The organism is Methylolobus aquaticus (assembly GCF_054172105.1).
Map to the genome: position 1 here is coordinate 1 of NZ_JBSYXP010000027.1, position 21,642 is coordinate 21,642.

Annotated in this window: 19 protein-coding genes; 15 read left to right on the forward strand and 4 right to left on the reverse strand. The window is 62.0% G+C overall.

Annotation, left to right across the window (positions count from 1 at the left end; translation table 11 throughout):
• Window positions 1–256: 256 nt before the first annotated feature.
• A complete protein-coding gene (locus ACW73L_RS21535; protein ID WP_498924621.1) occupies window positions 257–1,105 on the forward strand; it encodes a prenyltransferase in 849 nt (282 codons plus the stop codon).
• Between the two features lie 410 nt (window positions 1,106–1,515).
• Here ACW73L_RS21535 and ACW73L_RS21540 read toward each other — a convergent pair whose 3' ends face one another.
• From ACW73L_RS21540 to ACW73L_RS21550, 3 genes are all read right to left on the reverse strand, one after another.
• Entirely contained in the window at window positions 1,516–2,583 is a 1,068-nt protein-coding gene (locus ACW73L_RS21540) for an SDR family oxidoreductase (protein WP_498924600.1), read from the reverse strand.
• 1,316 nt (window positions 2,584–3,899) lie between these two features.
• A complete protein-coding gene (locus ACW73L_RS21545; protein WP_498924622.1) occupies window positions 3,900–4,232 on the reverse strand; it encodes a DUF2887 domain-containing protein in 333 nt (110 codons plus the stop codon).
• Window positions 4,233–4,337: 105 nt separating this feature from the next.
• Entirely contained in the window at window positions 4,338–4,433 is a 96-nt protein-coding gene (locus tag ACW73L_RS21550; protein ID WP_498924601.1) for a ribbon-helix-helix domain-containing protein, read from the reverse strand.
• A 71-nt stretch (window positions 4,434–4,504) separates the two neighbouring features.
• On the opposite strand from ACW73L_RS21550, the gene ACW73L_RS21555 reads away from it, so the two are divergent.
• From ACW73L_RS21555 to ACW73L_RS21590, 8 genes are all read left to right on the forward strand, one after another.
• Window positions 4,505–4,732: a DUF433 domain-containing protein gene (locus ACW73L_RS21555; protein WP_139556676.1), complete on the forward strand. Its 228-nt coding sequence runs from the start codon at window positions 4,505–4,507 to the stop codon at window positions 4,730–4,732.
• On the forward strand, window positions 4,729–4,830 hold the full coding sequence (locus ACW73L_RS21560; RefSeq protein ID WP_498924602.1) for a DUF5615 family PIN-like protein: 102 nt from the start codon (window positions 4,729–4,731) through the stop codon (window positions 4,828–4,830). The genes ACW73L_RS21555 and ACW73L_RS21560 overlap by 4 nt, the downstream gene beginning before the upstream one ends.
• Entirely contained in the window at window positions 4,827–5,105 is a 279-nt protein-coding gene (locus tag ACW73L_RS21565; protein WP_498924603.1) for a DUF5615 family PIN-like protein, read from the forward strand. Before ACW73L_RS21560 ends, ACW73L_RS21565 begins: the two co-directional genes overlap by 4 nt.
• Window positions 5,106–5,292: 187 nt before the next feature.
• A complete protein-coding gene (locus tag ACW73L_RS21570; RefSeq protein ID WP_498924604.1) occupies window positions 5,293–5,736 on the forward strand; it encodes an REP-associated tyrosine transposase in 444 nt (147 codons plus the stop codon).
• Between the two features lie 306 nt (window positions 5,737–6,042).
• A complete protein-coding gene (locus ACW73L_RS21575) occupies window positions 6,043–7,032 on the forward strand; it encodes an Rpn family recombination-promoting nuclease/putative transposase (RefSeq protein ID WP_498924605.1) in 990 nt (329 codons plus the stop codon).
• A gap of 555 nt (window positions 7,033–7,587) precedes the next feature.
• A complete protein-coding gene (locus tag ACW73L_RS21580; RefSeq protein ID WP_498924606.1) occupies window positions 7,588–9,114 on the forward strand; it encodes an alpha/beta hydrolase family protein in 1,527 nt (508 codons plus the stop codon).
• Window positions 9,115–9,697: 583 nt separating this feature from the next.
• Window positions 9,698–10,141, forward strand: coding sequence for an REP-associated tyrosine transposase (locus ACW73L_RS21585; RefSeq protein ID WP_498924604.1), 444 nt, complete (start codon window positions 9,698–9,700; stop codon window positions 10,139–10,141).
• A gap of 161 nt (window positions 10,142–10,302) precedes the next feature.
• A complete protein-coding gene (locus ACW73L_RS21590) occupies window positions 10,303–11,061 on the forward strand; it encodes a YdcF family protein (protein ID WP_498924607.1) in 759 nt (252 codons plus the stop codon).
• A gap of 291 nt (window positions 11,062–11,352) precedes the next feature.
• On the opposite strand, the gene ACW73L_RS21595 is transcribed toward ACW73L_RS21590, so the two are convergent.
• Window positions 11,353–11,916 (reverse strand): hypothetical protein, encoded by a 564-nt coding sequence (locus ACW73L_RS21595; protein ID WP_498924608.1) that lies wholly within the window; start codon window positions 11,914–11,916, stop codon window positions 11,353–11,355.
• A 755-nt stretch (window positions 11,917–12,671) separates the two neighbouring features.
• On the opposite strand from ACW73L_RS21595, the gene ACW73L_RS21600 reads away from it, so the two are divergent.
• The 6 genes from ACW73L_RS21600 (at window position 12,672) to ACW73L_RS21625 (ending at window position 21,110) form a co-directional block, all read left to right on the forward strand.
• Window positions 12,672–14,024, forward strand: coding sequence for a sugar transferase (locus ACW73L_RS21600; RefSeq protein ID WP_498924609.1), 1,353 nt, complete (start codon window positions 12,672–12,674; stop codon window positions 14,022–14,024).
• Between the two features lie 365 nt (window positions 14,025–14,389).
• Window positions 14,390–14,827 carry a low molecular weight protein-tyrosine-phosphatase gene (locus ACW73L_RS21605; protein WP_498924610.1) on the forward strand — a complete coding sequence of 146 codons (438 nt, stop codon included), beginning with the start codon at window positions 14,390–14,392 and terminating at the stop codon, window positions 14,825–14,827.
• A gap of 138 nt (window positions 14,828–14,965) precedes the next feature.
• On the forward strand, window positions 14,966–17,197 hold the full coding sequence (gene pflB, locus ACW73L_RS21610) for a formate C-acetyltransferase (protein ID WP_498924623.1): 2,232 nt from the start codon (window positions 14,966–14,968) through the stop codon (window positions 17,195–17,197).
• Between the two features lie 4 nt (window positions 17,198–17,201).
• Window positions 17,202–17,918 (forward strand): radical SAM protein, encoded by a 717-nt coding sequence (locus ACW73L_RS21615; protein WP_498924611.1) that lies wholly within the window; start codon window positions 17,202–17,204, stop codon window positions 17,916–17,918.
• 151 nt (window positions 17,919–18,069) lie between these two features.
• Window positions 18,070–20,541, forward strand: a complete 2,472-nt coding sequence (locus tag ACW73L_RS21620) for a DUF3772 domain-containing protein (RefSeq protein ID WP_498924612.1) — start codon at window positions 18,070–18,072, stop codon at window positions 20,539–20,541.
• Between the two features lie 71 nt (window positions 20,542–20,612).
• Window positions 20,613–21,110 (forward strand): tetratricopeptide repeat protein, encoded by a 498-nt coding sequence (locus ACW73L_RS21625; protein ID WP_498924613.1) that lies wholly within the window; start codon window positions 20,613–20,615, stop codon window positions 21,108–21,110.
• Window positions 21,111–21,642: the final 532 nt, after the last annotated feature.

Sequence of the window (21,642 nt, forward strand, 5' to 3'; positions counted from 1 at the left end):
CCCTGGAACTGCCCACCCGCGGATTTGATCACCACCTGATCCGCACCGCATAGCCTGGGGTTTGTGGAGCGCTTACGATCCATCTCCACGCAGGCCGCCTAACGGGTACCTGTCCGGCTGATTTGCCATATGGCGACGCGCTCCCAAGAAGAGATGAACTTTGCCCTCTGAACCGACTCTCGCGACACTCCCTAATCGAGGGTTGCGCTGTTTTCTCGCCACGCGCCCAGGTTTTCTTTCGGTCACGTTGGTCGCGGTGCTGATTGGGCTCGCCACGGTGTTCGCTTCCGGTATCGAACTGAATGTTGTAACCGCGGGCGCCACTGTGGTCTTCGCGCTGGTCGCGCACGCGGGGGTCAACGTCATGAACGATTACTACGATGCGTTGAATGGCACGGATGCTCTCAACACCGATCGGGTTTTTCCGTTCACCGGTGGCAGCCGGTTCATTCAGAACGGCGTCTTCAGTCCGCGAGAGACATTGCTGTATGGGACCGCACTACTGGGACTGGTAGCGCTGGCTGTAATCCTCCTGGCATGGGCGTCGGGGGCAGGATTGCTCATCGTGGGTGCTTTGGGCCTCGCGATCGGCTGGGCCTATTCGGCACCGCCCCTGATGCTCAATGCGCGTGGATTTGGCGAACTCTGTGTCTGGTCAGGATTTTCGCTGGTGGCCGTTGGCGCTGACTTCGTTCAACGCGGACACTGGGCTGTCATGCCGCTGGAAGTTACCGCGAGCTATGCCCTGCTGGTAACAAACATCCTCTTCATCAACCAGTTTCCGGATAAAAACGCCGACGAGGCCGCCGGTAAGCGAACCTGGGTCGTCCGGCTTGGGCCGCGGATTGCGCGTTGGGGCTATGCCGTCATTGCTGGAATGGCCTACCTTTGGACTTTCGCGGGCATTACACGGGGCGCGCTCCCCGGGGTTTCGGTTATCGCCCTTATTCCTGCGTTGTTGTCAGTGCGTGCGGCACGGTTGGTACTGCGGCTTGCCACTCGGCCGCGGGAACTCGCGCCAGCCATCCAATTGAGCATTGCCGCCGCTCTTTGTCACGGGCTGCTGCTGGTCTTGGCGCTTGGGGCGTCGAAGTTACTGAAATAGGCTGCACAACACAACAGCGATGACGAGCGCAGTTTCCGCACGGGCCTGTGTCGTATTTCGCTAGGGGAGATGAGCCGGGTCGCTCCGGGGGGCGCTGACGCCCGGTGGCACGGCAGGTCGACCGGGGGGCATCCCGCTAGCAAGGGACCGGCGGGGGCGGGGATTCGCGGGCTCGTCTTGTCCGCAGCCGCAGACGGTTGCGCAACGAGTCCCTGTATCCTCAGGGTAATCGCATGAAGGCCAAAGGGGCTTCCTGAAGCGCATCTTGCCGGCAGGGATTACCAGAAACCGCCTCCGCATGGGGGGCGTTTCGTGCGCACGGCGCACGCTAAAGCAGGGGCATCTCGTAGCGTGCGCTGTGCGCACGAAATCGCTCGGAGGCTTCATGCGCGATTGCCCTGCCTGTATCCTCAACCGCGAAGGAATTGCAGATACCATGGCATGGATCTGCGAATGCCCGCGCGGATGGGATACTCGGGGGCATAGCCGAGTAATTGTCCAGCCTTGGTGATGTCGGCCAGCGAGTGGCGCACGTCACCGGCCCGGAAGTCGTCGTAGATGGCGGCTTTGTCGCAGCACACGTCGTGCTCCTTCAGTTCAGCGCGCAACAGTTCGAACAATTGGTTAAGGGTGGTCCGTTCACCAACCGCGACGTTGTAGACCTGGTTGCGGGCGTCGGCAGCCGTTGTGGTGGCGGCCAATAAGTTGGCCTGGACGACGTTGTCGATGAAACAGAAGTCCCGGCTGGTTTCGCCGTCGCCGTTGATGCGCACATCCGCGCCGATGATCATGGCCGCAATCCACCGCGGAATGACGGCGGCGTACGCGCCGTCGGGATCCTGACGTGGTCCGAACACGTTGAAATAGCGCAGGCCAATCGTCTGGAAGCCATAGCTGCGGGCGAAGACGTCGGCGTACAGTTCGTTGACGTATTTCGTGACGGCGTAAGGTGACAGGGGCTTGCCGATACGGTCCTCGACCTTGGGTAAGCCGGGGTGGTCCCCGTAAGTGCTGCTGCTGGCGGCATAGGTGAAGGTTTTCACCGCAGCATCCCGTGCCGCCACAAGCATGTTCAGGAAGCCGCTGACGTTGGTTTCGTTGGTTGTGATCGGGTCCTTCAGACTGCGCGGCACGCTGCCCAGGGCGGCTTGATGTAGCACGTAGTCGACGCTCGCGGATGCAGGGGCGAGGGCCGAAGCCTGTCGGCGCCAGGTCATGGCCTGCCGGCAGTCTTCGAGATTGCGAATGTCGCCCTTGATGAAGTGGAACCGCGCCCACTGCTCGGGCGTCACAAGTCGCTGCACTTCGTCCAGATTGCGCTGGTGTCCTGTCGCAAAGTTGTCGAGTCCGACCACTCGCTGGTTGAGTTTCAGCAAGGCTTCCGTCAAGTTGCTGCCGATGAAACCGGCGGCACCCGTGACCAGCCAGGTTTTCGGTGACTCAGGGAGTGTCGCGAGGAGTTGTTCGTAGGGAACCATGGGTGTGTGTAGACCGGCGATCGGTGGGGCGGCAGGCGTTGGGGTGACCTGTTGGCGGTGTTTCGTTCGCCAAGGTCGTGCCGGTTGCGGAAGACCCGCAGGTGGCCAGATTGCCGGTAGTTTACAAGACCAGGGGGTTGGGAGTAAGGGCGGGAAGAGCGAGGAAACGCGGGATTCGGATGGACGGATTGCCGGTTTTTTGTAGGAGGCGGGCTGTTTCGGGCCATTCGGGTGTGGTCCGGGGCGGTGGTGTGTTCGCCCAGGGAGCTGGGCTCCTACAGGGTGGGCATCGGTTTTGTTGTTGGGGCTGGGCCCTCTCGGCGAATGGGTTTTGAACGGGGTCGGTGGTCTGGTCGCCCGCGTGGCGGGCTCCTACAGGGTGGGGCTTCGGTTGTTTTGAAGGAGCCGAGCCCTCTCGGCGGATGGGCATTGAGCAGGGCAGTGGTCGGTTCGCCCGGAGGGCTGGGCTCCTACAGATGGGGTGCCGGTTTTGTTGTAGGAGCCGGGCGGTTTCGGCGAATGGGTTTTGGTCGGGGGCGGTGGTCTGATCGCCCGCATGGCGGGCTCCTACCGGGTGGGCGCTGGTTTTTTTGTAGGAGCCGAGCCCTCTCCGCGAATGGGGTTTCGGACTGGGACGGTGGTGTGTTCGCTCAGGGGGCTGGGGTCCTACAAGGTGGGGCATCGGCTTTTGTTGTTGGGGCTGGGCCCTCTCGGCGAATGGGGTTTGGTCCTGGGCGGTGGTCTGGTCGCCCGCATGGCGGGCTCCTACCGGGTGGGCGCCGGTTTTGTTGTAGGAGCCGAGCCCTGTCGGCGAAGGGGTTTTGATCGGGGCGGTGGTTGGTTCGCCAAGGGGGCTGAGCTCCTACAGGGTGGGGATCGGTTTTGTTGTAGGAGCCGAGGTCTCTCGGCGAATGGACGTTGGTCTGGGGCGGTGGTCGGTTCGCCCAGAGGGCTGGGCTCCTACAGGGTGGGCGTTGGTTTTTTGTAGGAGCCGAGCCCTCTCGGCGAATGGGTTTTGGTTCGGGTTGGTGGTTGGTTCGCCCAGGGGGCTGGCCTCCTAGTGCGCTCGTGGAGGCGCACACATAGCACGGTGGAAGTCCGTGTCGGGGCAAGCCATGACCCCGTAGCTGAAGGTCACTGCGTCGTCGTGAGGCGGGGTGGGGAGCAACTGGAGGCGAACTGGCAGTCCGCAGGATGACGAACTCGATGCGGCGGGGAACCGGCGGCGAGCCTGCTAGGAGAGGGTGAAGCCTGAAACACATCGGACACGTTGGGGATGGCAGCGCCGGACGAGCTGTCACGGAATTACTGCGCGTTCAGCTTCGTCGCGCCCCACGGCGAAGACCTCCTGGCAAAACGCGGGGCTTTTTCTCATCGGTGATCGGTAGCTGCAGCATGTCGCGGATCTCCTTGCGGGACCCATGGGGGCATTCCGATACCAAAGTCGTCTCGATCAGGTCGCGGGTTTCCAGCGGGTCGGCGGTGATATTTCGTTCAGTCGCCAGGGCGCGGGCTTCCGCCGGTGTGGCGGCTGGGCCGAGGATCACCAACCGGGCCAAGCGCGCATTGCACCCGAGGTGCTCGGCGCCGAGCAGGTCGCCGAGGTAGCCCGGGTGTCGCTGCGCGATGCTTTCGCGGATACGTTGTATCCTCTGGCGGAGTGGCGTGCTTCACAATGGTGGGCACCGCTGTACGAGCACGAGGGACGGCGTCAGAGGAGTAGAGTGTGATGACCTCTGGCGCCATGGATGGTGCTACGCGCGAGAAGGTGTGCCGTGCGCAGCGATGAACATGCGCACGGACCGATCCGTATCCGGCGACACGGCGATGTTCCAGCGCACTGAATGCATGATAGCTTCGGTGTCTCTGTAAGAAAGCCCAAAGTCAAACGCAATGCGTTGAACGTTCAAACGAGGTGCTTATGAAGCTGGATCGAATCACGGTGAACCCTGAAATCATGAACGGGCAGCCTTGCATGCGTGGCATGCGGCTAACGGTTCGGCGCGTCGTTGAAGCGGTCGCCTTGTACCCAGACCGTGCGGAACTCAAAGCGGAATACCCGGAGTTGGAGGATGAAGACATTCGCCAAGCGCTGGCATTTGCTGCTCTCAGCCTGGCCGATGAGGTTTTGCCTGTGGAAGCTGCGTGAATCGGATTCTTCTGGATCAGGGTCTCCCGAGGTCCGCCGCTGCGGTACTCCGGGAATCGGGTTGGGACGTGGTACATGTTAGGGAGCTGGGGGGATGAGTCAATCCAGCGACCGCACCATTTTAAACTTTGCGCTTGCTCAAGACAGAACTGTTGTCACCCTGGATGCCGATTTTCACACTCTGCTTGCAGTCGCTAACGAATCCGGTCCTTCAGTGATTCGCATTCGCCAGGAGGGCTTGAAGGGTAGGGAAGTCGCAGCGCTCCTTCTCGTCATCTGGTCGAGAATCGAAGCTCAAATTCAGCGAGGCGCGATGGTGACCGTTACCGAAAAGACCATCCGCGTGCGAAATCTCCCACTTACTACCGGGTAAAGACCGCAACTTGCCTCACGGCGTTTTTTGGGGTCTGGGCTTCCACCCCAATTAAGTGGTCTGATCGCCCGGATGGCGGGCTCCTACAGGGTGCGGCGTTGGTTTTTTGTAGGAGCCGAGCCCTCTCGGCGAATGGGTTTTGGTCGGGGGCGGTGGTGGGTTCGCCCAGGGGGGGGCCGGAGGAAGTATGAGGGCGGTCAGGCATGCAAGAGACCTGCGCAAGGGCCGATACTCGGAATCGGGGCGCATCTATCTGGTTACCGCGGTGACGCTGGATCGTCAACGTGTGTTCGACGATCTCCCCGCCGCGCGCATTTTGATCCGAGGCCTGCGTCAGGAGCAGGAATTGGGGCGAGCCAGGACCCTGTCCTTCGTTGTCATGCCGGACCATCTCCATTGGCTCCTGGAACTTGGGGCGGATGCTGACTTGTCGGTTGTGGTCCGTGCGGTCAAAGCGTTAACGGCGAAGCGCTTGGGCGGTACCATCTGGCAGCGCGGATTCCACGATCATGCGGTGCGCCGGGACGAGGATCTGCTCGCGATTGCCCGGTACGTGGTGGCGAATCCGTTAAGGGCAGGATTGGTGCAGCGCCTGACCGACTATCCGCACTGGGATGCCGTATGGCTTTAATTGATGTTCCCTGTAGGAGCCGAGCCCTCTCGGCGAATGGGGTTTTGTCCGGGGCGGTGGTTGGTTCGCCCAGGGGGCTGGGCTCCTACAGGGTGGGCGTTGGTTTATTGTAGGAGCCGAGCCCTCTCGGCGAATGGGTTTTGATCGGGACGGCGGTCGGTTCGCCCAGGGGGCTGGGCGTCTACGGGGTGGGCGCTGGCTCTACGGACGTGCGGTTGGTGGCCGCAGGCTGAACTCGTACAATCGCCTTCAGGTAGATAAGGGCGGATAAGTGGAAAGCGCTTAACAGTCCCGTGTGGAGCTCACATGCAACACGATCCGAGCTACAAGCTGCTCTTCAGTAACCCGGCGATGGTCGAAGACCTGCTACGCGGGTTCGTGCATGAGGAGTGGCTCGGCGACGTTGATTTCTCGACCCTGGAAATTGAGAACGGTAACTTCGTCAGCGAGCACTTGGTGAAGCGTTCTGATGACGTGGTGTGGAGGGTCAGATTCCGGGACGAGTGGTTGTACGTCTATCTCGCGATCGAGTTCCAGTCCACGGTCGATCCGTTCATGGCGCTCCGGATGATGGTGTACGTGGGCCTGCTATACCAGCATCTGGAACGTGGCGGTCAGTTGACACGCCACGGACGCTTGCCGCCGGTGTTGCCGTTGGTGCTGTACAACGGCCAAGCGCGCTGGACGGCACCGCTGGAGATCAGCGAACTAATTGAGGCGGCGCCGAGCCGGGATCTGTTGCTTTACCGGCCGCAGTTCCATTACTTGCTTCTGGACGAGGCCCGGATCGCCGAGAGCGATTTGAGCGGGATGAAGAATCTGGCGGCGGCGTTATTTCGGCTGGAGGCGAGCCGCGGTCCGGAGGATATCCGAGAGGTTTTGGCGTGTTTGATTGACTGGTTGCAGGAGCCGGCCCAACGCTCGGTGCGGCGCGCCTTCGCGGTGTGGATGCGGCGGGTGTTGCTGCCGGCGAGGATTCCTGGGGTCGAACTCGAGGAGTTTGAAGATATTCAAGAGGTGCAGAGCATGTTGGCGGAACGTGTGAAACAGTGGACCGAAGAGTGGAAGCAGCAGGGTCTCGAGCAGGGGCTCGAGCAGGGGCTCGAGCAGGGGCTCGAACGAGGCATTTCTCAGGGCGAAGCGCAGATCTTGCGCCGTCAGTTAGCGCGCCGTTTTGGTCCGTTGCCCGACTGGGTTGAGATGCAGTTGAGTCAGGCGTCAACCGACCGGCTGGAACTGTGGGCCGATCGTATCCTCGACGCGGACTCGTTGGATGCGATTTTCCGGCAAAGTTGACACCGTTGGCAGGAGCGCGTCCCCGCTCAACGGATTTATCCCGAATCGTTCAGCAGGTCATTCGGGCTTGCTGCCAGCGCTCGGTTCGACTGCTCGAATTCGATGTGGAGCAGCGGGTCAATGGCAGGCACGGGGGCGGCGCTCGGTTCGCCCAGGGGGCTGGGCTCCTACCGGGTGGGGCGCCGGCTTTGTTGTAGGAGCCGAGCCCTCTCGGCGAATGGGTTTTGGTTCAGGGCGGTGGTTGGTTCGCCCAGGGGGCTGGGCTCCTACAGGGTGGGCGCTGGTTTTGTTGTAGGAGCCGAGCGCCTTGCGATCATCGACTGAACTTGGCAGTCGGTCGCGGGGGATCGGCTCAAGTCACTCATCCGAGCCCTTGAACGCGATGCTCGCAGGTCTTCGCCTTCTGTCTCTCAGTCAACTCGTACCCTGTCAATCCCAGTGATCTCCTGTTGAGGTCGTGTCTCCGGGCGAGGTTCGTCAGGTGACCTAGACTTGCCACGTGATAGCGGGCTGATTGCCGCTACATGTGATTTCCTCAGCATTCGGAGAATCTCAATGAAATCGCTACATCTGGTCGTGCTGGGCTGTCTGGGTTTTGCCAGTCTGGCCACAGCCACTGACATATCCGGACCATGGAACGGCGTGTACGCCGGCTTGAAACCTGTGACAAAAGACGCCGCGATATCGTCGCAGGCGATCACCGCATCGACGAGCCGCTATCTCAGAAGCGCCAAACTTGTACAACGTGTTCCGAAGGAAACGATCTTATTGGCGCGCTTCCTGATCAACCTTCAGATCAGTTTGAAACCGATCAAGTTGCCGAATGGCGATGATCTTGAAGGATTGGATGAACCCACCCAAGGCATGGACTTGTATAGCCTTACCTACAACTCTACCGACGTGACTGGGCGACCCACGGTACTGAGCGGACTCGCTGCCTTGCCCGCGGCAGCTGATGGCACTTCGGTCGGTGATGCCTCTGGCGGCATCATCGCGTATATGCATGCCACGACCGCACAGCGCAGCAACGCGCCGAGCGACCGCGAGATGGAAGTCTACGGGGCGGTCACAGCTTTTGGTGGCGAAAACTATGTGATCGCCATGCCCGACTACCTGGGTTACGGCGTCAACCGCCAGCCCCATCCCTACGCGCTGGGGAAGCTCAACGCGATGGCGGGGCAGGACATGATCCTGGCTGTCCGTGAACTCATGGCGGCGCACGGCCGGACTGTCGGCGCTGATCTGTTTGTCACCGGGTATAGCGAGGGCGGAGGAAATGCCTTGTGGCTCGCTCGCGCCCTTCAGGAGACGGGTGACCCGAGCTTGCAACCCACGGCCACCGCGCCGATGTCCGGGCCGTACGATATGAGTTCGGCTACGGCGAAGTCCTTCGTTGCCAAGCAACCGCCGCTGACGATCACCCAAAACGTCATGGCGAAACCGCTGCTGATGGCATTCGCGGGCGTGTCGACCGCACAGCTGACTTTTCAGCCGACTTCAGGCCTGCTAAAGCCAGCATTCGCCTCCCAGACGAGGGGCCTGTTCCCGGGAGCGCAATCCGACGCGACGGTGGCGGCCCGCCTGCTGACGAGTGCGATGCCCTTGGGCTACGTGACGCTCTCGCCGGAGCCGCCGCATCCCGAAAAACTGTTGCAGCCGGAGTTGATCGCTGCGATCAGAACTGGGGATACGAGCTTTCCGGCGCTGGCGCTGTGGGCGGAAAACGACAATACCGACTGGAGGCCCAAAACACCAGTCTATCTGTTGGGTGTGATTCAGGACCCGCTGGTAACGTTTGCCGGCTCCGACTATGCCTTACCGAAGCCCTATCTCGACGAGAAGGGGCTTCCGGCTCCCTTCGCGCAGGGTAACGCGCAGAACACCATCGAGCTGATGCGGGCGAAGAAGTTCGGCCGCTTGCGTGTCGGCTGGATGGGATTCAACGGCATGGTTTCCGGTGATCTAGGCCCGCAGGAGAGCATGACCCACGGCGATGCCTTTATCCCCTGCGCGATTCTTGCGGCGAAGTTCTTCAAAGCCAAGAGCTTGGCCGATATGCCTTACCTCCCTGATCCAAAGTGAGCCAGCAGAGTGAGCGAGGCGGTGGTCGGCCGGAGCCCATTCCGGCCAACCACCCCCGGTGGACTGGTGTTCGCCCCGAGGGTCGGAAGGCCCGCAGGGCGGACACCGTTTTTTTGTAGGAGCCGAGCCCTCTCGGCGAAGGGGGTTTGGTCCAGGGCAGTGGTTGGTTCGCCCAGGGGGCTGGGCCCCTACAGGGTGGGCACCGGTTTTTTGTAGGAGCCGAGCCCTCTCGGCGAATGGGTTTCGGTCGGGGGCGGTGGTTGGATCGCCCAGGGGGCTAGGCTCCTACAGGGTGGGCGTTGGTTTTGTCGTAGGAGCCGAGCCCTCTCGGCGAATGGGGTTTGGTCCAGGGCAGTGGTTGGTTCGCCCAGGGGGCTGGGCTCCTACAGGGTGGGCACCGGTTTTTTGTAGGAGCCGAGCCCTCTCGGCGAATGGGTTTTGGTCGGGGGCGGTGGTCGGTTCGCCCAGAGGGCTGGGCCCCTACAGGGTGGGCACCGGTTTTTTGTAGGAGCCGAGCCCTCTCGGCGAATGGGTTTTGGTCGGGGGCGGTGGTGGGTTCGCCCAGGGGGGGGCCGGAGGAAGTATGAGGGCGGTCAGGCATGCAAGAGACCTGCGCAAGGGCCGATACTCGGAATCGGGGCGCATCTATCTGGTTACCGCGGTGACGCTGGATCGTCAACGTGTGTTCGACGATCTCCCCGCCGCGCGCATTTTGATCCGAGGCCTGCGTCAGGAGCAGGAATTGGGGCGAGCCAGGACCCTGTCCTTCGTTGTCATGCCGGACCATCTCCATTGGCTCCTGGAACTTGGGGCGGATGCTGACTTGTCGGTTGTGGTCCGTGCGGTCAAAGCGTTAACGGCGAAGCGCTTGGGCGGTACCATCTGGCAGCGCGGATTCCACGATCATGCGGTGCGCCGGGACGAGGATCTGCTCGCGATTGCCCGGTACGTGGTGGCGAATCCGTTAAGGGCAGGATTGGTGCAGCGCCTGACCGACTATCCGCACTGGGATGCCGTATGGCTTTAATTGATGTTCCCTGTAGGAGCCGAGCCCTCTCGGCGAATAGGTTTTGGTTCGGAGCGGTGGTCGGTTCGCCCTGGGGGCTGGGCCCCTACAGGGAGGGGCGCTGGCTTTGTTGTAGGAACCGGGGACTGGAGAATGGGCGGTGGGGTCGGGGAGTCGGTGCATTGATCTTTGTAGTCAAATTGATTTCCTTGCTGCTCTACCCCTTGACGCAGTCGCTGCTGGCGATGCTCATGGCGTTGATTTTCTGTCGGCGCGTCAGACTTGCCCGCGCTCTGCTCGCTGTCTCCCTGTTGTGGTTGTGGGGCTGGGCGATGCCGCTGGTGGCGGATGGGATCGTCGGGTCACTGGAAGCACGTTTCCCGCCAGCCAGTGCCGAGAGTTCACCGCAGGCCGATGCCATCCTGGTGTTGGGCGGTTGTGTCACGGCGCCGAGGCCGCCGCGGGTGGACCCGGATCTGGCGAGTGCGGCGGACCGCCTGTGGCATGCGGCGCGCTTGTATCATGCCGGCCGCGCGCCACTGATCGTAGTCAGCGGGGGCAACCTGCCTTGGTTGAACGCATCGATGTCGGAGGCGGAGGCGATGCGGTCGGTGCTGACCGCTCTGGGCGTGCCCGCTTCGTCTGTCCTGATGGAGACCGCGAGCGCCAACACGCGTGAGAATATGCAACGATCGAAGGCGTTGCTGAATCAGCTCGGTCTCTCTCGTGTGCTACTGGTCACCTCGGCTCTGCACATGCGACGTGCCCACGCAGAAGCCCGCTTGGCCGGCATTGATGCCATACCTGCGGCGGCTGACTACACCGCAGAGGAACGCTCGCCCACCCTTTTGGATGTGTTGCCGGATGCCGATGCATTGCGCCGCAGTAGCCAGGCCATTAAAGAGTATGTCGGGTGCTGGATGGTTCGCGACTGTCGGTGATGAGTTACCCGAGCATGAATTAGGGCCCGCGTCGTGGGGTGAGTCTCCGCGCTGAGCGGGTGTCTGCATTGCTTTGGCACATGTCGTCGATCTGCCAGCCTGCGTTTGGTAGCCCAAGCCGTCAGAAAGGCGCCTCGCAGCTTGAGTCTGGCCGTGGTTTGCATCGCGCAAAACGATCAGACAGCCATTTCATCCAGCCAGACCCGCCGAGCTCGTCAAGTGAGGCTGCGGCAGGGTCTTGCAGGAGCGAAATGTGGGGGCAGGTTTGACGCAGGCTCTACAGGAGCTGGCTTACAGACGGCCCATCTTGCGGATGAAGTTACTCATCCGTCTCTCACGCTTCTCGTCTTGTACCGGGCGCTTCGGGCAGGCGATGCCCTTGGCCGTACCCTCGAAATAGCTTTCGGTGGGGATCCCAGCTTGCACCAGGGAGCCGAGATTCCGATAGGTTCCCGTCAAGGTGGACGCATCGAGGGTGAGGGATTGCTGCGCGAAACCGAGATAAGTGGCGGCCGCCGGCACGCTGGCCAGAGCCGATGCGGCCAGTGAGATCTGCACCTGATTGCTCCACGCCGGGTCAACGACCATCGCGCCATCGACAGCAAAACATTCCTCTCTGTTGCCTAATGCGGGATTTTTGAAGCACGCCCGGCCATAGACCTGGGCGCTACCTAGGCGTTGATCGGTCACATAGAGGTCGGCGTAGCCTCCGCTCAATGGTGCGCCGACTGGAGCCGTTTCTTCGATACAGAGCCGGTTGTCAGCTGGGCCGGCAAGCGCGTACTGACCGGTTCCGGCCAATGCAGCGAGTACGCCTGACGCAATCAGTCTCGATCGTGGGAGGGTGGAACGCATGGATTACCTCGATTGGCTTTGGCGTATGTACGCCGTGAATTGAGTCCGGGTTGGTAATGCAGAGAGCGCGGGAATTCGCTCGCGTCGGAGCATAAACGGCCGAGCCATCGCTGGCAATCGCATGAAAATGGGGTGTGCCACAGGCGTTCGACCGCATCCCGGCAATTGCCCGATGTGGATATTCGGAACGCGTTCTTCGCGCAGGGCGTAGTCGGGCCTGGCCTGGTCCATTTAATGATGTAAACACCGAGCCCTCTCGGCGAAGGGGTTTCGATCGGGGGCGGTGGTGGGTTCGTCCCGAGGGCCGGGCTCCTACAGGGTGGGGATCGGCTTTATTGTAGGAACCGAGGCGTCTCGGCGAATGGGTCTTGGTCGGGGGCGGTGGTCGGTTCGCCCAGAGGGCTGGGCTCCTACAGGGTGGGCACCGGTTTCGTTGCAGGAGCCGAGCCCTCTCGGCGAACCTGGATTAGGTTCTTTTTGGGGATCATGGGGTTATAGAAAGGGTGCTGAATAACCACCTGCGATTGCCGGGTGTTGGTGTTCGCGGCGGCCATTCATCATGTGCTACATTATTCGAGACAGGTTAAGAATTCCCCCTTAGTGCAGGAAAAAGCCTAGTTATTTCGGGTGTGTATAGGGGAATCCCTTATGTCGCCAGATCCTGCGAATGACACCTGGCGGCCCACTCTGGTCCTTATCTCAAGTGGTTAATGCGTAAGCGATTTCAAAGGCACGATGGCGCAATACAGGCCGTCATGGATATCTTCGCCTTGTTGGCCTCCGGTTTCCTTTCGGAGGTCCTGTCAAGCAATATTGCTTTCGGTGAGTACATCCGTACCCACTTTACGGTTATTTATCTCATATTACCGTTTATTGCAATTGCATTCGTATTTGACCTCTACTACACGGTCAGGGATTTTCGTCACTATCGTGCTGCGATCCGTCTGCTTGTTGCAATCACTATTTTCAGTCTCATCCTGGCTGTCATAGGGAAGATACAAGGCGGTATTGGACATCCGTTCTTTCATTCATCCTTTCAGTTCTGGGTGTTCACCGCGCTGCTGATCATCTTCACCTATCTTTCGCGCCTGGCTCTGTCGCTGTTCCGATTTCAGGTTTTCGTCCGCAATGCGATCATCATCGGCGATACACCGGCCTCGCGCCTGTTGATGCGCAGCATCGCCCATGAACTCCAGGCCGGGCATCTACTCGGTTTCAATACGATCGGTTATGTCGCCGAGAAGCCTTCTGCCGAGGCTCCGAGCGCACTCGACTACTTGGGGAGGCCCCTGGACATCCCGGATATCCGGCGTCAGCGGGATGTCACCTTGATGATTTACGCGCTCGATTCGCGCGCTAATCACAAGGTCAATGAATTGCTGGTTCGCGAACGCCTGAATGGTGTGCATCTGATTTCGGCGGTCGGGCTTTATCAGGCCATTACGGGGCGCGTGCCGCATCACTTGATCGACGCCGGCTGGTTGATCGAAGAATGCCTGCGCAGCAACCGCTTTGCTCAGGCGCATCTCAAGACGCTGTTGGACAAGGCTGTGGCTTTGTTCCTGGGGGTGCTCAGCTTGCCGGTGCTCCTTGTCGCCGTGATGCTGATTCGGAGGGAGTCGTCCGGGCCGGCGATCTTCAGGCAGCAGCGCATCGGCCAGCACGGCCAGCCCTTCACGATGTACAAGCTGCGCACGATGCGCGAAGCAAGCCCGGAAGTCGGGATCCGCGACCCGGAAAATTGGCACGACCGACAGGAAGCGCGCATCACGAGTATCGGACAGTTTCTGCGGCGCACCCATATCGACGAAATTCCCCAGCTGTGGAACGTTCTGAAGGGCGACATGAGTCTCGTTGGGCCGCGTCCGGAAATGGAGATGTTCATCAAGGCGTCGGAAGGTGAGATTCCGTTCTATCGCCTACGCCTGGACGTCAAACCCGGACTGACCGGTTGGGCTCAGGTGGCGTTCCGGCATACGTCGGATCTTGCTGCCTACCAGGAAAAGTTCGAATACGATCTGTACTATCTCAGTCACCGGTCGTTGCAACTGGATCTGGAGATCATTGCCCGCACGGTCTTCACGATGCTTTTCAAGCGCAGCCGGTAGCGGTTTCTTCGGCGAGCGCGGCGTGGGCGAGAGGTATGCCAGCCGATCGAGTGTGCGACCGCTCCTCGCACAGGGTCGGGGCGCCCGTTCCGAGGCCTCTGCCAAATCCAGTGCGCGGCGTAACCGTTCACACCGCCTCGGATCGGTAACGGGAGGAGGACCGGGGAGACGGGACCGTCTGCGGGACGGACCCCGCAGCCGAGCCGACAAGGATGTCTTCACGGCGTGTCTCGTCTCCCCGGTCCCTCCCGCAACAAGAGGGGTGTGAGCGCTTACCGCGCGGCCAGGGTTGATGCGACGCCTCCTTAAGAAAACGCCGCCTGAGTGGGCGCCCGGAATCGTGTGAACCTGTATAGTGATGACTCATGTTGGATCGAGTCCTTTTCGTCTGCGTCGGCAACATCTGCCGCAGTCCTACGGCAGAGGCCTTGTGGAACGCCCGGCGCGTGTCGAAGGGCCTGGCAGCCACGGGCTGGTCGGCCGGCATCGGAGCCGAGCCAGGACGGGAGATCTACACGGATGCGGCCGAGTTGCTGGTGCAGTCCGGCATCGATGCCTCGACGCACCGCTCCCAACCGCTTCGCACGTCCATGCTGCGGGACTCTTCGCTGGTGCTGGTCATGGAGCACTGGCACAAGGCTGAGCTGGAAAAGCGGGCCCCCTTCGCGCGCGGGCGCATCTACTGCCTGGGCCATTGGTCCGACAACGAAATTCCCGACCCGTACGGCCGATCGGTCGAAACCTTCCGCCGGGTTTATCAACTGATCGACCAAGGTGTCGACGAGTGGTTGGCGCGATGGTAAAGCGGGCATCGAATGGATGGCGCGAAGGGCTCGATCTTGCGCGCTTTGCGCGGAGGGGCAGGGTGTCGCATCGACTCGGTCCAGCTGGCCGGCGCACTCGAAAACTCTGATAAACGAAATCGAGGAATAATCGTGGATATGCAGCACAACGGCGTCGCGTGGCGCGGGTTCAATGGCACGCTCTGGAAGAAGCGCGTTGAGGTCGCTGATTTCATCCGCGAGAACTACACGCCTTATTACGACGGCGATGCGTTTCTGGCGAAGACCACCGAGCGCACGGCCGCACTGTGGGGCGCGTGCGAGGACTTGATGCGCCAGGAACGGGCTAAGGGCGGGGTGCTCGATATCGATACCAAGCGCGTCGCCGGTATCACGGCCTGGCCTCCGGGCTATATCGCGAAGGAACTCGAAGTCATCGTCGGTCTGCAGACCGATCAACCGCTGAAGCGCATGGTCAATCCGTGGGGCGGGTGGCGGATGGTCGAGGCTGCCTGCGAGGCTTATGGCGCCACGCCCGATCCCGCGATGGCGAAGATCTTTACGCGCTATCGGCGCACGCAGAACGAGGCCATTTTCCGGAACTACACGCCGGCGATGCGGCAGGCTCGAAAACTGGGGCTGATCACCGGCCTGCCGGACGCGTACGGCCGCGGTCGGTTGATTGGGGACTACCGCCGCGTGCCTCTCTACGGCACGGCGCGACTGATGCAGGACAAGGAGGACGACCTGCAGCGCATGGACAACGTCGATGAATTCGCGATCCACACGCGCGAGGACATCGCCGATCAGATCCGGGCGCTGGAGCGGATGGCGCAGCTTGGCCTCGCGTACGGCTGCGACATCAGCCGCCCGGCCGAGACCGCCCAGGAGGCGGTGCAATGGCTTTACCTCGCCTATCTGTGCGCGGTGAAGGAGCAGAACGGCGCCGCGATGAGCTTCGGCCACAATAGCGCTTTTCTCGACATCTATATCACGCGGGACATGGCCGAAGGGCGGCTCGACGAAGCCGGAGCCCAGGAACTGATCGATCAGCTCACGATCAAGCTGCGGCTGGTGCGCCACCTGCGCACGCCCGAATACGAGCAGCTCTTCGCGGGCGATCCCACCTGGGTCACGGAATCGCTGGGCGGGATGGGTGAGGACGGCCGGCCGCTGGTGACGAAAACGGACTTTCGCTGGCTGCAGACCCTGCGGAATCTTGGCCCGTCGCCTGAGCCCAACCTGACCGTCCTGTGGAGCCCGCGTCTGCCCAGGGGCTTTCGTCAGTTCTGCAGCGAGATGGCCATCGAAAGCTCGGCGCTGCAGTTCGAGAATGACGACCTGATGCGTCCCATCTTCGGTGACGACTACGGCATCAGCTGCTGTGTCAGCGCCACCCGGATCGGTTACGACATGCAGTTTTTCGGGGCCCGGGTCAATCTGGCGAAGGCGCTGCTGCTCGCCTTGAACGGCGGGCGTGACGAGTTCACCGGCGAGCCGGTGGTCGATGTGCCTGAATTACCGGGGGACTACCTGGAGTGGGAGAGCGTTTGGGCCAATTTCGAGAAGGTGCTGGAATGGCTTGCGACGCTGTACAGCCGGACCATGAACTGCATCCACTACATGCACGACAAGTTCAATTACGAACGTGTGCAGATGGCTATGATCAACTCGATCCCGAACCGCAACATGGCGTTCGGGGTGGCCGGCCTGTCGGTGGTGGCCGATTCGCTGGCGGCGGTGCGTTATGCGCGGGTCCGGCCGGTGCGCAACGCGAGCGGCCTCGCGGAGCGTTTCGAGGTCGTCGGGGAGTACCCGGCCTACGGCAACGACGACGACCGGGCCGACGGGCTGGCGGTGCGGGTGGTTCGGACCTTTCAGGACCTGCTGTCCCGGCAGCCGATTTATCGTCGGGCAAAAGCCACCTTGTCGGTACTGACCATTACATCGAACGTGGTCTATGGCTCGAAGACCGGCGCAACGCCCGACGGGCGCGAGGCAGGCAAGCCCTTTGCGCCGGGGGCGAATCCGATGCATGGCCGGGAGCGGAACGGGGTGGTCGCGGCGATGCGTTCGGTCGCGAAGCTACCATACGACATTTGTCGCGACGGCATTTCCTACACCTTCTCGATTACCCCACGGGCACTGGGCGACGGCGAGGCGTCACGCCGCGCCAACCTGATTAGTCTGATCGACGGGTATTTCGGCGCGGGCGGCCATCACATGAACGTCAACGTGTACGGACGCGAGATGCTGATCGACGCGATGGATCACCCGGAGAAGTACCCCAATCTGACGATCCGGGTGTCGGGCTACGCGGTGCGGTTCAATCGACTCAGCCGGGAACAGCAGCAGGAAGTCATCGAACGCACGATCTTCGAGCGCATGTAGCCGCATGCAAGGCCGGATCAACCAGCTCCTGTCTTTCAGTACCTTCGATGGTCCGGGAACCCGGGCCGTCGTGTTCATGCAGGGCTGTCCCGTGGGTTGTCTGTTTTGCCACAACCCGGAGACCTGGGATGCGGCCGGCGGCACGCTGATCACGCTCGACGATCTGATGCGCCGGCTGGAGCGGTTCCGCTCCTTTCTGTCGCGCCCCGCCTTGACCATTACCGGTGGGGAACCGCTGCTGCAGTTCGATTTCGTGATGGCCTTGTGTGCGGCGGCACGGCACGAGGGTTGGCATGTCGCGCTGGACACCTCGGCCTGTGCGACTCCAGAGAAGGTGTTGGCGGCGGCAGCGGCGGTCGATCTGATCATGTGTTCGCTCAAGCCCGAGGCCGATGCCACGCGGCTCTGCAAGGCCTGTGGGAAGCCCATGCAGCGCAGTATTGCCGCGCTCCGCGACCAGCCGACACCGGTGCGTCTGCGCTACGTGCTGATCCCGGGTTTCACCGACGATGATGCCGTGCTGCGGTCACTCGGGGACTTTGCCCGGACGTTCCCCAACCTGGAGAGCGTCGAACTGGAACCCTTCAACAGCCTGGCACGGGAGAAATGGGAAGCGCTGGGCATGCACAGTCCGTTGTTCGATTCCCCCCTTCCCGAGTTGCACGAAGAAGCCATCCAGCGTGCCCGCGAATTGGTCGGTGTGGATCTCTGCACGCACTGACCGGGTTCGGGATGGAGCGCTGCCCCCGAAATCCCGCGTGACGATGCGTGCGTCCGAGCAGGCGACTCGTCGCAGTGTCCTTTACACCCAGGGAGGCGACCCCGGGGCGTGGCGGGCGCGGTGCGATGCTCGATGAACAAGGAGAGTCATGATGCTTGTTTCGACAACAGCGCGGCAACACCCCGGCCTGGCCGGCCGCCTGCGCGTTTTGCCGACCCTTTTGCTGTTGTTTTCGTTTGTGCTGGCGGCTGTCGGCCTGGCCACTGCGCGCGATGCCGCCGCCGAGGCGGGGGACGTGCTACCCCAGACGGTCGAGGGCTGGATCCATACCCTCGATGCGGTGCAGCGACAGTTGGAAGGCGGGATCGATGACTCCGCGCAGGTTGATGGGCTGTGGTCCGCGGTCGACCAGGCTCGCCAGGAGGCGCTGAAGGCGGGCGTCGCGTTGGACGCGCGCAACCGGGAAGTCAGGCGCCTGATCGCCGCGCTCGGCGCCAAGCCGGCGGCAGGTGAGCCCGCGGAGTCGGATGAGGTGCAGAGCCAGCGGCGCCAGCTCGATCAGAGCATGGCGGCGCTGGAGAGCCTGCAGAAGCAGGCCAATCTGGTCGTGGAGCGTAGCGATGGCATCAGGGTGAAGCTGACGCTCACCAAGCGGCGCCTGTTCTCCAGGGATTTGTCCGCCAAGCTCCCGTCGCCCCTGGTGCCGGGCACGTGGCCGCAGGCCTTCGACGAATTCGGTACTTTCGACAATGAACTGCAGCGCACGGGCCAGTTGCTCGGTTCGTGGCAACTGACCCTCACCGTGCTGTTGCTGCTGGCGATCGGGATGGCCGTCGCCGTCAGGCTCAGCGGCGCTGCGGCTCGCGGGCTGCTGCTGCGGCATGGTCAGACGGTCGGCGACACCACTCCCGGTTACCGGCGGCGGGTCCGGGCAGCCGGTATCGTGGCCCTGAGTCTCGGTCTGTTGCCTGCCTGCCTATCGATTGCCTGGCTGACGCTGATCTGGACCGCGCTGGAGCGCTACCATCTGTTCAGCGAGCAGACAATCAAGCCCATTGGAATCAGCCTGGGCATCGCCTTTTATTTTCTGCTCGGCGCCATCCTGCGCGCAGTATTCCGGCCGCGCACCCCGGCCTGGCGTCTGATGCCGCTGGCCGCTGAATCGGCTCGATTCCTGTCCCGGCGCCTCCAACTGTTCGTGACCGTGCTCGCCATCGATCTCCCGTTTGCGCGGGTCGTCGAGTTCGCCGGACGCCCGCCGGCCATGGCCTCGGTGCATACCTTCCTGCTCAGTCTGGTGCTGACTCTGATCGGGATCTCCTTGCTGCCGGGACGGCTGTGGGAATGGCAGGCCCTGCGGTTCGATGCTACGACCCAAGCAGACGAACTGACCGACGAGCGGCAGCGTATCGCGACGATCTGGCTCCTGGCCCGCTGGTTCACGACCGTCGCTTTCGGTGCTGCCTGCGTGGCGACTGCCGCCGGTTATGGGAACCTCGGTGTCTACCTGACGCGTGGTACGCTGTGGAGCCTGCTATTGATCGTCGTGCTGGCAGCGTTTCGCGGGGTGACGCGCGAGGCGTTGACCTTCGTGCTGACGGGGCATGAGACGCGGCCCCGTACGTCGCTGGGCATGCTGAATTTTTGGTTGCTGGTCGGTGCGGATGCCGTCCTGGCCGCCATCGGCATCGTCGGTGTTCTGGTGAGCTGGGGCATCCCCTGGGTCGGCATCGAGTCGGCACTCCACGCTGCCGTCGGCGGCTTCACGGTCGGCGACCACCGCATCGTCCCGGGCGATATCCTGCTGGGCGTCGCCGTGTTCAGCGTGCTGGTGTTGGTGACGCGCTTCGTGCAACGGCATCTCGAGGAAAGCGTCCTTCCGAACGCGCACATCGACATCGGCGTTCGCACGGCGATCGGGGCCGTGACCGGCTATATCGGCATCGCTTTGGCGTTCGTGGCCGCTGTGTCCATCATGGGCATCGACCTGGGTCAGTTGGCTCTGATCGCCGGGGCCTTATCCGTGGGCATAGGCTTCGGTCTGCAGAACATCGTGAATAACTTCATTTCCGGTGCGATTCTGCTGGCCGAACAGCCCATCAAGATCGGTGACTGGATCGTCGTCGGCAGCATCGAAGGCAATGTCCGGCGAATCAGCATCCGTGCCACCGAGATCGAAACCTTCAATCGCGCGACGGTCATCGTGCCGAATGCCGATCTGTTGCAGACGGCCGTCACCAACTGGACCTACAAGAATCGGCGCGGCCGGCTCGACATTGCGATCGGGGTTGGCTACCAGTCCGATCCGGATGAGGTCGAGGCGATTTTGCTGGATTGCGCGTGTCGGCATGACAAGGTGCTGAAATGGCCTGAGGCCAAGGTATTGCTGCAGGCCTTCGGGGACAGCAGTCTCGACTTCGAACTGCGCGTGTTCGTGTCGGATATCGAGCAGCGTGCAGTGATTGCCAGCGATCTGCGCAAGAGCCTGCTGTCCCGTCTGCGCGCCCGAGGGATCGAAATCCCGTTTCCCCAGCGCGACATCTGGGTACGGAGAACAGGTGAAGCGGCCGAGGACCTTGGGCCGGCCGGCGCCGCCTTACCCGCTACGCACGATTCCGCTTGAGGCCCCTCGTGGGGTGAACCGCGGCGGCGAGGTCTTGTACACTCGCGCGTTTTGGCGAGGGGATTCTGCAAATGAAGCAGCGCGTTTCGGGTTTACTGCCGGGTTTACTGCTGTTGGTGGCCTTGGCCCCCACTGGATGGGCTGTAGCGGGCGACGACCATCCGGGCTTGACCGAAGCCGATCAGGCCTATTCCTCGGGCGATTTCGAAAGAGCCGCCGCATTGTACCGGCGGGACGCCGAACTCGGGATCGTTGCGGCGCAGCTCAATCTGGCCTTCCTGTTCCTGGATGGCCAGGGGGTTCCGGCGGACCCGACCCAGGCGGTGCTATGGTTCCGACGCGCTGCCGAGCAGGGGAATCCCGAGGCACAGCAGAATCTCGGCACCCTGTACCGTGACGGGCGCGGCGTCGAACGGAGCGCCGTCGAGGCAGCGAAATGGTATCGACTGGCCGATGCCCAAGCCGATGTTACGGCGGTCGAAAAGGAGTTGACGCCGGATCAGAAGGCCGAAGTGACGAGGCTTACCGCAGACTGGAAAGCGCGGTTCGGTGCTCCGGTGCGGCACTGAGCTGGGGGCCGTTCGCGCCTTGGGGGTCACGCAAGCTGAAGAACATAACGCGTCGATACGCAACCGCTATTCGCGGGAAATCTTCCCGGGAATAAGCCGAAACAACGGCCAGGGGACACGCGGCATGGAATCCGCCCCGGGAAACAATTCATACACCGGCTGAACGGGTTGACGCTGTGTGGCCCTTTGCTTATCGTGCGATGGACTGGCGGAGTGCAGTCTCGACGATCTTTGTGACGCACGGACGGGATATCGCCGTTACCTTTCTGGGGGCGGAGGGTCTTCAAATCCAACCGTCGTCAAGCTTTCATTCTAATAACGCCCGTGACGCCGCAAGGGCGCTGCTGGTTATGCGAGGTTCCGCGATGGATCCATGCTAATCACATGGAGTCATCGTGTTTGCGCCGGCATATCGGTACCGGTCGCTGATATACGGGATTAACCGGATTAAGTGCCGGGGAACAGTCGCCCAATTCGCCGAACAAACCGCGTGATCGGGCGATTCGGTTTCGATTCCATGTTCCGAGAATTA

Bases quoted from the DNA above. Each gene is read 5' to 3' on its own strand.
- ACW73L_RS21625 (WP_498924613.1), top strand. From the start codon at position 20,613: ATGAAGCAGCGCGTTTCGGGTTTACTGCCGGGTTTACTGCTGTTGGTG.
- ACW73L_RS21615 (WP_498924611.1), top strand. From the start codon at position 17,202: ATGCAAGGCCGGATCAACCAGCTCCTGTCTTTCAGTACCTTCGATGGT.
- ACW73L_RS21540 (WP_498924600.1), bottom strand. From the start codon at position 2,583: ATGGTTCCCTACGAACAACTCCTCGCGACACTCCCTGAGTCACCGAAA.
- ACW73L_RS21600 (WP_498924609.1), top strand. From the start codon at position 12,672: ATGGATATCTTCGCCTTGTTGGCCTCCGGTTTCCTTTCGGAGGTCCTG.
- ACW73L_RS21620 (WP_498924612.1), top strand. From the start codon at position 18,070: ATGCTTGTTTCGACAACAGCGCGGCAACACCCCGGCCTGGCCGGCCGC.
- ACW73L_RS21605 (WP_498924610.1), top strand. From the start codon at position 14,390: ATGTTGGATCGAGTCCTTTTCGTCTGCGTCGGCAACATCTGCCGCAGT.
- ACW73L_RS21585 (WP_498924604.1), top strand. From the start codon at position 9,698: ATGAGGGCGGTCAGGCATGCAAGAGACCTGCGCAAGGGCCGATACTCG.
- ACW73L_RS21550 (WP_498924601.1), bottom strand. From the start codon at position 4,433: ATGCATTCAGTGCGCTGGAACATCGCCGTGTCGCCGGATACGGATCGG.
- ACW73L_RS21570 (WP_498924604.1), top strand. From the start codon at position 5,293: ATGAGGGCGGTCAGGCATGCAAGAGACCTGCGCAAGGGCCGATACTCG.
- ACW73L_RS21565 (WP_498924603.1), top strand. From the start codon at position 4,827: ATGAGTCAATCCAGCGACCGCACCATTTTAAACTTTGCGCTTGCTCAA.
- pflB (WP_498924623.1), top strand. From the start codon at position 14,966: ATGCAGCACAACGGCGTCGCGTGGCGCGGGTTCAATGGCACGCTCTGG.
- ACW73L_RS21575 (WP_498924605.1), top strand. From the start codon at position 6,043: ATGCAACACGATCCGAGCTACAAGCTGCTCTTCAGTAACCCGGCGATG.
- ACW73L_RS21580 (WP_498924606.1), top strand. From the start codon at position 7,588: ATGAAATCGCTACATCTGGTCGTGCTGGGCTGTCTGGGTTTTGCCAGT.
- ACW73L_RS21555 (WP_139556676.1), top strand. From the start codon at position 4,505: ATGAAGCTGGATCGAATCACGGTGAACCCTGAAATCATGAACGGGCAG.
- ACW73L_RS21595 (WP_498924608.1), bottom strand. From the start codon at position 11,916: ATGCGTTCCACCCTCCCACGATCGAGACTGATTGCGTCAGGCGTACTC.